The 10,612-nt window shown below is 67.2% G+C and carries 7 protein-coding genes; 2 read left to right on the top strand and 5 right to left on the bottom strand.

Going from position 1 to position 10,612, the window contains the following annotated elements; translation table 11 throughout:
* Positions 1 to 647 precede the first annotated feature (647 nt).
* A complete protein-coding gene (locus QPK52_RS27670; protein ID WP_410540594.1) occupies positions 648 to 1,910 on the bottom strand; it encodes a hypothetical protein in 1,263 nt (420 codons plus the stop codon).
* Positions 1,911 to 2,079: 169 nt separating this feature from the next.
* On the opposite strand from QPK52_RS27670, the gene QPK52_RS27665 reads away from it, so the two are divergent.
* Both QPK52_RS27665 and QPK52_RS27660 read left to right on the top strand, forming a co-directional pair.
* Positions 2,080 to 2,679, top strand: coding sequence for a hypothetical protein (locus QPK52_RS27665; protein WP_410540593.1), 600 nt, complete (start codon positions 2,080 to 2,082; stop codon positions 2,677 to 2,679).
* Positions 2,680 to 3,560: 881 nt separating this feature from the next.
* Positions 3,561 to 5,570, top strand: a complete 2,010-nt coding sequence (locus QPK52_RS27660; protein WP_410540592.1) for a tetratricopeptide repeat protein — start codon at positions 3,561 to 3,563, stop codon at positions 5,568 to 5,570.
* Positions 5,571 to 5,750: 180 nt separating this feature from the next.
* On the opposite strand, the gene QPK52_RS27655 is transcribed toward QPK52_RS27660, so the two are convergent.
* The 4 genes from QPK52_RS27655 to QPK52_RS27640 all read right to left on the bottom strand — a co-directional run bounded on the left by QPK52_RS27655 (position 5,751) and on the right by QPK52_RS27640 (position 10,598).
* Positions 5,751 to 6,017 carry a hypothetical protein gene (locus QPK52_RS27655; protein ID WP_410540591.1) on the bottom strand — a complete coding sequence of 89 codons (267 nt, stop codon included), beginning with the start codon at positions 6,015 to 6,017 and terminating at the stop codon, positions 5,751 to 5,753.
* A 195-nt stretch (positions 6,018 to 6,212) separates the two neighbouring features.
* The gene (locus QPK52_RS27650) at positions 6,213 to 7,064 is read right to left on the bottom strand and encodes a hypothetical protein (RefSeq protein ID WP_410540590.1); all 852 of its coding nucleotides are present in this window, start codon (positions 7,062 to 7,064) and stop codon (positions 6,213 to 6,215) included.
* A gap of 47 nt (positions 7,065 to 7,111) precedes the next feature.
* A complete protein-coding gene (locus tag QPK52_RS27645) occupies positions 7,112 to 8,260 on the bottom strand; it encodes a helix-turn-helix domain-containing protein (protein WP_410540589.1) in 1,149 nt (382 codons plus the stop codon).
* A 1,675-nt stretch (positions 8,261 to 9,935) separates the two neighbouring features.
* Positions 9,936 to 10,598: a DUF6417 family protein gene (locus tag QPK52_RS27640; protein ID WP_410540588.1), complete on the bottom strand. Its 663-nt coding sequence runs from the start codon at positions 10,596 to 10,598 to the stop codon at positions 9,936 to 9,938.
* Positions 10,599 to 10,612: the final 14 nt, after the last annotated feature.

Here is a 10,612-nt window from a genome sequence, read left to right as displayed (position 1 = left end):
CGCTCCGCTCGGCCCGAAGGCTCGGCGCTCCGCGCCGAGCGAGGGCGCCCTCGCTCCGCTCGGGCGGCCCGGGGCTCCGCCCCGGGCCAACGGGCCGCGTTGCGGCCGGCCCCGGCGCGCTGCGCGCGCTGGCCGGCCGCAGCTCGCTCCGCTCACTGCGGCCGAGGGCAGCCCGCGCTGCGGGCCGAGGGGGTTCCGCTGCGCTCCACCCCCGGCACCCGCACCCCGCGGGGTTTGGGTGAATGGCCGTCAGCAGGTGAGTAGGGGTGGGGGGTGGCGGCCAAGGTGACGGCCGGTCATGGGGCGAGAGCACCGGGCGGGTTGACAGGTTCCCGTACCGAGAGGATGCATCAGTGTGTAGAGTCTGGGAAAACACACCACCCCCGGAAGAGCGAGGACCGGCACCGTGCGTGGAGCGATAGAGAATGCGAAGATCCGCGCTCGTGCGGTGATGCGGCGTAGGGCTGCGGGCATGACGGCGGAGCAGATCGAAAAAGCCACGGATGAGGCGCATAGGCACGAGCGGATCCGCTCGCGGTTGTGCGAGACCGAGGACGATGTGCGAGCCATCGGTACCGCGGTGGCCGAGCACACCGAATGGCGCCGCATCGGATACGTGATGGAGAGAAGCCAGATTAAACCCGTCTTTAGCTTCTCGCGATCACGAATAGCATCGTCAGGATGTGCTCGGCTGTTCCCAGCAGACAACGGGCCATGGACAAGTCCCCAGCTGAAGAATGTTTGATGGCTTGGGCGCGCGCGGTTGCCTGTGTCTGCAGGGCTATGAGGTTATCCGCCAGAGTGCACGTCATCTTCGCCTCGTCTTTGTGCCCACGCATGATGTAGCGGATTCGCACGGCTCGGGTGAGCCGGCCGCTGGGCGAGCGCCATTCCTTCTCAGGGCGCCCTGACGTAGGTAGCCACTTCTCGACTTCGCTGTCCGGGGCAGCCGCACGGATGGCCCTGTCGATGGATTCCACCGCGCACTGGGCAGCCATCTCGGCAGCAGCTGGCGGGGCCTGGTGGACGACATGCCACCCACCTTCAAGCATCTCTACGACTTTGGCGTCGATGGTTGCCAGTGCCCTGCGGAGATCTTCCAGGGCATCGAGACGTCCGGCTTGCTGGGGGGTGAGCAGATCGTCGACGCGATCGGCGACTTCCACCTCCAGGTCGGCATCGTCCAGGACGGCCTCAGAGCTGAGCGCGTCTGCTCCCAACAGCCCGTTCACACCCAGCCCAGTGTGCAGGGAGGAACCGAACTCGAAGCGTGTCGGACTGTCGCCGAGGTTGCTCACGTAGTCCCGGTACATCGACAGAGGAAGGCTGCTGAGCTCCGACAGGAGGCCACGTCCGGCGTCGATCTGGGCCAGCCAGTCGGTCATGTACACCTGGTGGTGGACCGTGAGCCCCAGGCTTTTGCGGAAATCCTCTGTAGCCCACACTGGGGGCACCGACACCTTGAAGACAGGGCTCTTGATGAGTTCGCCTATGACGTTCTCGATCTGGAGAGATGCCCGCCAAGCTGACAGAGTCCCGGGCCCGACGGCCAAATCGCTGAGCGCTGCCGTTACCTCCAGATACTTGGAGTGTTCTCTTCCAATCAGCTGATCCATCGACCGCATTCCTGCGACATATTCCGTAAGGAAGCTCGGGAACATACTCTCCCGGAATTCACTCATGAGTTTCTTGGTGCCCAGCAGGTCTTGATCTTGTATCCATTTCGCAGTCTGGAACACTGGGCCTTCCTGCAGTGAGCGGAGGAAATCGTCGTAGATCCCGCTGGCACCGATGATCTCGGTGACGGCATCCGCTGCCGAGTCAGAACTCGTCGACGCTGGCTCAACCTCCTTGCCGGTGTCGGGTGCCTCGTCTCCTTCACCATCGTCTGCGGCGTTATAGAGAGCCATCAGACGCCCCCTCCCTCGGTTACGCAATGTGGTCTGTGAAGGATACGCGCTCTGTCCGGGCCACTCCGAACAATTGCGCCCTCACCCAGAGCAGCAGGTGCGTACAGCTTCAATGCCAGGTACGCAACAAACCGGCTGGCGGAGCGAACGTAGCGGCCAGGCTGCAGGGATGGACAAATTGATCGAACTGATCGGCACGCTCGTCTCCGGGGCGGTCGTCGCCGTCCTGACGTCGTGGCTGACCAGCCGCGCCCGTAACCGCCAGGAGCAGCAGGCCGAGCTCGGTGCCCTACGGGTGCAGGCCGATGCGATGACGGTGGCGGTGGTGGAACTGCGGACCGCGGCCGCCGCCAGCCGGCTGCTGTGGGAAGGGCCGGCCGAGCGTGCAAGGACGTTCCTGCTGGCCATGATGACCTGCGCTGGTGGCGCCGTCCGGGCCCGGATCGCCGACGGCACGGACACGCAGAGCGTCCAGGTGGGCTTCGGGCGCGCGGCCGAGCTGCTGAGCCGGGAACGGGTGGCCAGCAAGCAGGCCGCGGCCGCCGTGCGGGAGCCGCTCACTCGGGCTGCCACCGCCGCCGCCCCGCTCATGCGCTGCTCCAACCCGGCCGTCGTCACCGCCACCGAGCAGCTGATGAGAGCCCTGGCCAACGTGGAGGACACTGCCCGCCTGGAGGCCGCCCTGGAGTCGTTCGGCCGGGCCGTCAACGCGGCCATCGCGCCGCGACTGTCCTGGTGGGCGCGTCGGCGCGCTGGCAGAGCTGGATGACACCAGTGTGGGTGCCGCCCCGCGCGGGTTGCCCGGCGTCAGCGCTGGGGCGAGCAGACTGTCAGCCATTCTTGCGATGATGTGGGTGTGATAGGACGAGCGCGGGTTGCGGTGTGGCTGTTGGTGGTGCTGCTGGGCTTGGCAGCGTTGGGGCTGGGCATTGTCGCGGCGGTCTCCGATCTCGATACATCTGCCCAAATCGCAACCGTGGCAGGATCGGTCGGTGGCCTGGTTGCTGCTGCGGTGAGCGCATACGCTCTCCTGCGTCCGCCTGCCACCCCCCGGGTCGCACACGCCGCGACGGCGGCGGGAACACGGTCGGTCGCGGCTGGCGGCAGCATCGGACGTGCCGTTACCGGCGATCGTTCCCATCTCACGGCTGCCCCTGTGATGCCACGGATGGCAGGAACTTCGGGTTCAGCACAGGCCGGCGGTGACCGCGGCATCGCAGCTGTCGGCGAAGTCGGCGAAGCTATTACCGGGGATGACGCGCGCACATGAATCGGTGGGGAAGGAAAACCGAGACAGCAGCGGTTCCGCAGGACTCGCGCGGTGCCCGGGCACCGGACGGTGCGGCGGTGGCCTCGGGGACCCGGTCCGTCGCGGCCGCAGGGAATATCGGCGTAGCTACCACAGGTGACCACAGTCCTGTGACAGTCATGGTGTCCGTACCGTCCCCGCTGCCCACCGCGCTTGCTTCCCTTCCCGCTGCGCCCGCGATGCTGAGCGGACGGGATGCGGAAGTCGCACACCTCCTGTCGGCCTTGCGTCCCGTCGTATCGCGCCAGCAAGATTCAGACCCCTCTGGAGGCTCTGTAGCCGCCGCCAGTCAGGATGCCCTTCCCCCCGTGCTGGTGGCATCGATCGGGGGTCTCCCTGGCGTGGGCAAGACGGCACTTGCCCTCACAGCCGGACATGCCGCGACTGAAGCTGGCTACTTCAACGGCAGTCTTTTCATCGACCTGCACGGGTACGACGAGAGCCCGGTTCACGGCAGCCAAGCCCTGGAGGCGTTCCTCCGCGCCCTCGGTGTCGCCCATGACGCCATCCCGGAAGCGGTCGAGGAGCGTGCGGCGCTGTACCGGTCCGAGCTGGCCTCGCTGGCCAGCCAGGGACGACGCCTGCTGATCGTGGCCGATAACGCCTCGAGCGCCGACCAGGTGCACCCCCTGCTCCCCGGCGACGGCGCGCACAGGCTCCTGATCACGTCCCGGCACACCCTGGCGACGCTGAACGCGCGACTCCTCAACCTCGGTGTACTCGCTCCTCAAGCCGCAGTAGCGCTCCTCCGCAACACGCTGCTGATGGCTGACCCTGCCGACCAGCGTGTCACCGATACCAATACAGACCTCGCAGATCTGGCGAGCTTGTGCGGGTACCTGCCGCTGGCACTTCACATCAGCGCCGCCCTGCTGATCCTGGAGCCCTGCCAGGCCGTCGCCCAGCTCACTGCGGAACTGGCGACGGCCCAATCCAGGCTCGGCTTCCTAGACGACGGCGAACGTGCTGTACGCGCATCCTTCGACCTGTCCTACCGCCGACTGCCCCCGGACCATGCCGCGCTCTTCCGTCTTCTGGCTCTCAACCCTGGCCCCGACATCGGGATCGGCGCGGCGGCGGTCCTCGCCGACCGCCCGCTGCCAGCGGTACGCGCCGCGCTGCGGAGTCTCACACAGGCTCACCTGCTCGACTGCGTGAACCAGCGCTGGTCGATGCACGACCTCGTACGGGACTACGCCACCGAACTCGCGCACAGCGTCTCGAACCCGCAGCACACCGTCGCCGGAGGAGCCGGTCAAGATCCTGCGACAGAACAAGCCCGCCAGCACCGTCGGCTGCTGGAGCACTATGCGACAACCGCCGCCTCTGCGTGTGCGCACCTCGGCGTACAGGCAGCATCGCCTGCTCCAGGCGAGTTCGCCAGTCAGGACGATGCGCTTGCCTGGCTGGACAACGAGCGGGCCAACCTGACGGGGACTGTGGCCGCTGCGGCAGACGCCGGACACCACGACATCGCTGTCAATCTTCCGGTGGTCCTCTACGACTACCTCACCTGGCGCGGGTACTACGACGACCTGATCTCCGTCACGACGACCGCGTGCCGCATCGCCCATCAGTCGGGAGCACTCGCTGCCGAAGCCGGGGCGTGGAACAACCTCGGCATCGCGCTGAGCGAAGCCTCACGCTATGAGGAAGCTTTCCGTGCCTACCATCGGGCGCACGGCCTCTTCACTTCCCTGGGCAACGACAATGAGCGGGGCAAGGTACTCAACGGGCTCGGCTCGGCCCTGCGGGAGTCCGGGAAGCCTGCCGAGGCCCTGAGGGCCCACCTGGAAGCCGTCGCAATCCAGCGGGCTGCAGGTGACCTGCGCGAACAGGCCGCTGCGCTGAACAATCTCTCCCTGACGCATCAAGATCTCGAGGACTACGACAAAGCGTGCGCAGCGGCGGAAGAGGCCGCCTCCCTCTTCCAGCGGCTCGGCGATACCGCCGGCGAAGCAAGCGCCCTCTGCACGGCGGCCTTTGCCCTGCAAGCATGCGGAAAGGTCGAGGAGTCACGCGTCGCCTGTCAACGTGCCCTCACGGCCAGCCGCGCCGCAGGGAAGCCCCTCGTGGAGGCAGTAACCCTGATGACCTGCGCCCAACTGGATGACCTCACCCCCCAACAGCAGATCGAATATCTGCTGCAGGCAGAGGTGGCATGCGAACAAGCCAACGCCGTTGAACTCCAGGCCGCGGCGCTGTCCGGTATTGGCGCGGCACTCACCACGGCAGGCGAAAGGGATCAGGCAGTCGTTTACCTCAGGCGCGCTCAGAGCCTGTTTGAAGAACTCGGTCTCACCGAGCAGCTAGCAGAAGCCGGCGAGAAGATTGCGGCACTCCAGCCCTAACGAGCTCGTGCACGGTTGGTGGTGCGGCGTCGAGGAACATCGGCGGGCTCGGTGTTCACTTCTGCCGTGCTGGCGTCAGGTCCGCGGTCTGCTGGTGGGAGAGGAGTCAGGCGACAGCTTGGACGGTGTAGCTGATGTGTTCGCGGCGGCCGAGGTGGCGGGCCAGCGCTTGCCAGTTCTTCAGGTAGGCGATGCCCCATGCTCGACGCGGATGCGCCGCGAGAAGTGCGCCGTGCGCTGCCGCCGGTACATCTCCTCGTACCAGTCCGGGGCGTTCTTTGTGAACTTCCGGTGTGGCGGTGTGATCACGCGGCCGCCGGCGTCAGTGACGACCATGGTCTTGAGGGCGTGCAAGCCGACGGAGTCCACAAACGGCACCCCGGACAGATTCGCCACCATCTCCCACCACGGCTCCCCGGTGCTCCCCACCGCATCGGTCAGCGCCAACGCGGTGGGGCAGGATGACGAACCCAGAGCAGTCCTTGGGCCAGCTGACAACCCTGATCATCAGGTTCAGATGGCATCGTGCTCTGGGATTCTGGGTCCGTCCCCTGGCGCGCACGGGCCCCGTGCGCGTACGGACACGTGTAGCGGGGGTCTGCCAAACAAAAGGTGTAACCAGGGCGATTGGGGTCGCTGGCACTAACGGTTGAGGCTCGCTACGTAGGAAGGAACTAGAGCCCGGATACGGGTCTCAGGGACGTCACCGGCAAGGGACTGGACCGCGAGTTCTGTCCCTGGTGTGGCGGGAGCCCCGAAGAGAGTGTGCAAGAGTTCGAGACCGTGCTCGGCGATGGTGCTGACGCGAGGGTCGCTGCGCAGGATGGCGAATGCTGCGGCGACTTCGGCAGGACGGATGGTGCTCATGATGCGGTAGACATCACCAGCGTCTTTGGCAGTCAGCCGCTCTGTTTTGCCGCGGTTCGCTTCCTCGATGCGTTCGTGCAGCTTGTGCGCCTTAGCAATGAGTAGTGCGGCCGGGCCGGCAACGTAGGCATCAACCCTGCGGGTGTCTCCGGCCGTAAGACTGGTGATGGTCATCAGAGAGCGGTCTACGGCTGCGGCTTCTAGGCCGGGAACCTTCTTGGCTGCCCACTCATCGTGGGGCGGGAGTTCTGTCCGACGCCTGGACTTCGAGCCAGGAGCGAGGGCCTGAGGAACGAGAAGGTCTACTTGCGCCTCAATCTCCGTGGCCCCGATCCGGTCCCTGCGCTGCCAGAGGCCCACCATCCTCTTTCCGTTCTTGTCCAGACGAAGGGTGAAACCAGCTGATTTCATCGCTTCTTCCAGGAGTGGCTGGCCGCCTAGGGTGTTGGGGTCGATGCTGATGTCGCCATCAGAGGTGTAGGCGGCACTACGGATGGTGGCGTTGCTGGTACGCAGGTAGACCGCCTGCGCACCTACCACTGTGAGGGCGTCCCGGTGGTCTTGCAGAGCGATAAGGGCGTCTAGGAGCACTTTACGTGCCGCTTGGGTCAGCTCCTCATCGCCCACTCCGACCGGCCTTTGTGACATGGGCTCCCCTCAGGTATGGCGCGATCCTAGAACAGGGTCGCCTGCCGCGCCTGGGAAAGATCGGTCTTGCGCCAAGAAGCTTCGTGCTTGGCCATGAACTCCAGTACCGCCTCGCCCTCGGCAGGCATCCGGCCAGACCCAGACAGGCAGTCCATGGCCAGCTGGCTGGGTCCCACCTGCCAAATGCCAGAGATCTCTACGGGCCGTTCCCAGACGCTTCGATCCTTGGCACGTAGCAGCAGAACATCGGCGCCCTCAGCCACGGGCAGAAGGTCCAGCTCATCTGCCACTCGGTCTGCGTTCAGGGGGTGCTCTTGGACGTAGAGCATGAGCTGCCCACCAACAGAGACCGGGCCGAAGGAACGCGCCGCGTAGGAACCGGTCACGAGGACCTCACGCCGGTAGTCCGGCCCGTTCTCGTGGAACGCGCGCAGGCGGTCCAGGACAGCCGATACCCCATTTGGGGCGAGCATGCCCGCGTGCTCAGTCGAGCGCAGCAGGTCAGTCTGCCTCGCACGTGCTCTGATCAGTGCCTGCCAAGCCACGTCGCTGACAATCTTGCCCGTGCGGGTGATGAGGAGCTGGTCTTCGAGCGAGTCCAAGAGCCGGGAGACGTAGGCAAGGCTGAGACCGGCGTGATGGGCGAGCTCGGTGGCCCGGTAGGGAGGGCGAACGTCGGCGAGCAAGCGGACTAGCCGTGCTGCTTTCACCCCGGTCAGAAGAGGCTTCCCTGCCGGCTGCCGGTACCCGGCAGGGGCTCGCTGCTCACCCTGCATCTCGATGACAATCGCGGGCCGACTAACTCGCAGAGAGACGTTGCCGGTGAGATCCATGTAGGCGATGCGACGGTCCCGCAGGGCCCGCTGACTCATGGGGCTGATCCAGGGTGCAAGCACCATCAAGCGCGCAAACTGATTGACGTTGCGCACGAGGTCAGCCCGAGGCCCCAGGACCACAGCAACGTCCTTCGGGGTGAGCCGCTCTTTGACCGTGACGAGCATCGGTACGAAGACGCCGTCGCTGGACTTGATGCGGAACGTGGCGTCAATGCCCGAGGCGTCGGCCGCATGCGACTCGGTCTCTGCTGTCACCTCCCACTCCGGCCCAAGGAGGTGCTGAAGAGCCTGCTGCCCACGAAGGAGCAGGTCAGCGTCGGTGCGGGCAAGGTACTCCATATCGTTCAGGGTCTCACGGCAAGGCCAGACAGTAAACAAAACTTGTCGATCCTTGCGACTTGCCTAGTTCAAGCAAGTCACGAAGATTGGCAAGTTTCTCTACTTACGTAGCTTGCCCGAAGCAAGCAAGCCGCAGGAATCGGCAAGTCAGCCACAGCGGCCGTCGTCGCGGAAGTAGGCCTCACCGAAGCCTTGGCCGGTGGTGGCTGCGATCTATCACAGTGCCGCTACCAGCCCTCCCCCTCACCATGCCGACCACATGGCTGCGCAGCACCGCCGCGCGGTCAGCAGCCGACCACCAGCGGGACCGCGATCTCCGAATCGACCCTCACGGCCACAAAATCACCGCCACGAATCCGACAAACCGCACCCCCATGCTGAGCGGGGCAGGCGGGCGAGAAGGGTGGTGGCGGGACCGCTTGGGTGGGCAAGCCCGGGCACCCCTGGGTAAGCCCTGCGCCGCGGTCGGCTAAGCCTTTCGGATCACGGTCGGACAGCCCCTTGTCCGGCTGCCTTTCAATGATGGGCAAGGGGGGTGTCCGGCTTCGAAACGCAGGCCGGATCCCCCGCCCGGCTGCCGCCGGGCGGCAGCGAGTCCACGGCAACCCGCGCCCGCGGGCGGGCCGAGACGCCGACCGGCTCGCCTGCGGAGTTGCTTCCCTGGCGGGCTGGACTGTTGGCTCCACCGTAGGTTGGCCGGTTGCGCCAAGCGGTGCACCGAGAGGCGCCTCGGCCTTCCTCGTCACGCGCGCGTTTCCACAAGCGGGCCCGCACGGGCAAACCGACCAGCGGCGCTGACACCTCTTCCAGCAGCCAGCCTGGAAGAGGTCCATGGCTGCCCGGAGCCACGGCCGGCCGCGCGGGCGGACGCCGTGGGCGAGGTCTTCTCCCCGGTCTTCCTCCAGGTCTTCTTCCCGGTCTTCTCACCTGGACGCGCCGAGCCGGTATCCGCGCAGACTGCGGGCCTGGCCAAGGGGGCCGACGGCCGCCGACTACTTCCCTGGAACACCCCTTCAGGCCGGAGCGGGCCCACAGGTCGCACCCTGGGTCCCGTCCTGAGTCGCAGCCCAAGTCGCGCCCTGGGTCACATCGGTGTGCCCGCCGCCTCGACGCGCGGATGCGGCCCTGACCTGGTGGACAAGGGGCGCCGCAGCACACCGCGCGAACGCCGACTTCTTGCCGTGGCCGCACCCCGCCCGCAACAGACTGGTAAGGCCCCGGCCGCGCCGCCTCGCGCGTGCGCACCACGCACGACACGCGATGGCCGGCCCGGAGCCGCCTCGGCTGGAAGGACCCACCAGAGCCCGTGCGCGTACGTACGCGCGTAGCGGCGGCAGACGTTCACCCCGGACCGGCCGGAGCGAACGAGCGGTGAACGGCCACCGTCCACGGCTCCCGGCCGGGCGGCGATGGCGAGCACGGAACGTGATCAGGGGTGCGTCTGCCTCCCAGGCTCCCAGACCGCCTCCGAGGAACGCGACCACCTGGGGATCCGCATCCTCAACCTCCCAGACAGACGTTGAGCGCCTCATCGTCCCAGAGAGCACCCTGGCGGTTATCCATCCCGCGGTGGTCGGCCTGCAGCGGGGGCTGTGCGCACCCGGCCAAGTCGAGCTGGCCCGGGCCGGGTGTGCCGGTCTTGAGTGATGGCGCGCTCGGGGGCGCTGGCCGCCGCTCACTCCAGGGCCACCGCGTCGGCCGGAGTCTCAACGGACGGAACGGTGGCCGGGGTGGTGGGGATGGGGTGGGGGTGGGTGAGGCCGTAGGCGCGGTGCAGGCGGTTGCGGGCGGTCACCTGTCCGGCCAGTGCCTCCAGGTGGGCGGCGTGGGCCAGGCCGGCGAGGCCGGTGGCGTCGAGTTGGAGGCGCCAGCGGTTGGTGGCGGTGTCGTAGTGGGCCTCGATCAGGGCCTCCCACAGCGTCCCGGCTGCCGCGGGTGCGGTGGTCAGTTTGGGGAGGAGGTGGGTGTAGCGGCGCAGCAGGAGCATTTCGTGCGGCTGGAGGGCGATCTCCTGCCAGGCGGGGTCGGCTGCCTTCGTCGCCCAGGCGGTGCATGGCCGGTCTGCTTCGGTGCGGTGGTGGTGCCAGGCCAGCGCGTCCAGGCCTTTGGGGGTGATGCGGGCGGCCCGGGCCTCGGGCGGGCGGGCGGCCTGGGCGCGTAGCACCTCGGAGGCGGGGGCGGTGCGGCACAGCCCTACCCACTCCAGCGCCCGCACCGCCCGCTCGTCGAGGGGGCCGCCCACCGGTAACCAGGTCTGCCGCACCGTCTCCCCGGCCCGCTCCGCCGCAGCGAGATGCTCCAGCACCGTCCATTGCCCACTCGTGATCTTGTCGGTCATCCCCGCCCCTTCCT

Origin of the sequence: Streptomyces sp. KL2, from assembly GCF_046529545.1 — a bacterium.
GTDB lineage: Bacteria > Actinomycetota > Actinomycetes > Streptomycetales > Streptomycetaceae > Streptomyces > Streptomyces radiopugnans.
This window is presented reverse-complemented; position numbering and strand designations above follow the sequence as displayed.